This is a genomic window from Mordavella massiliensis (genome assembly GCF_016902415.1).
GTDB lineage: Bacteria > Bacillota > Clostridia > Lachnospirales > Lachnospiraceae > Merdimonas > Merdimonas faecigallinarum.
The window spans coordinates 1-369 of record NZ_JACJLV010000133.1 but is presented as its reverse complement, the minus strand read 5'-3'; the positions used below and the strand labels follow the sequence as shown (position 1 = coordinate 369).

General features: G+C 50.1%; 1 pseudogene. It reads right to left on the bottom strand.

Features of this window, described 5'->3' with window-relative positions:
- Positions 1-369 (bottom strand): annotated as a pseudogene (locus tag H6A13_RS13145) (hypothetical protein); the annotation flags it as partial.

Below are 369 nucleotides of genomic sequence, written 5' to 3'. Positions count from 1 at the left end.
TTTCTTCCGTATACGCCCGGATCTTATCCGTATATATGGCATACTCTCCCAGCGTCCTGCAGGCTTCTTTCAACTTCTGATTGTTGCTCCCGGAAATATTGAGGAGCGTGGCTTCCAGTTCCAGCTTCGGCTGCCCCTCCTGCACACTGTACATGTCAGACAATTTCAGGATCTGCCGCTCCGGCATCTTATCCTTCCCGTTATAGAAGATAAGAAATTCCGGCGCCGGAATCTGTACGATCGTCTCTCCGTATAGGTTCTCTTTCACAGTCAGCCTGGAATACAGATGCGAAATGTAGAGCAGAAACCGCAGCGGAAGATTCGGGTTCTTCGTGGACTGGTGTTCATACAAAGAAAGCCTGCCGTCGA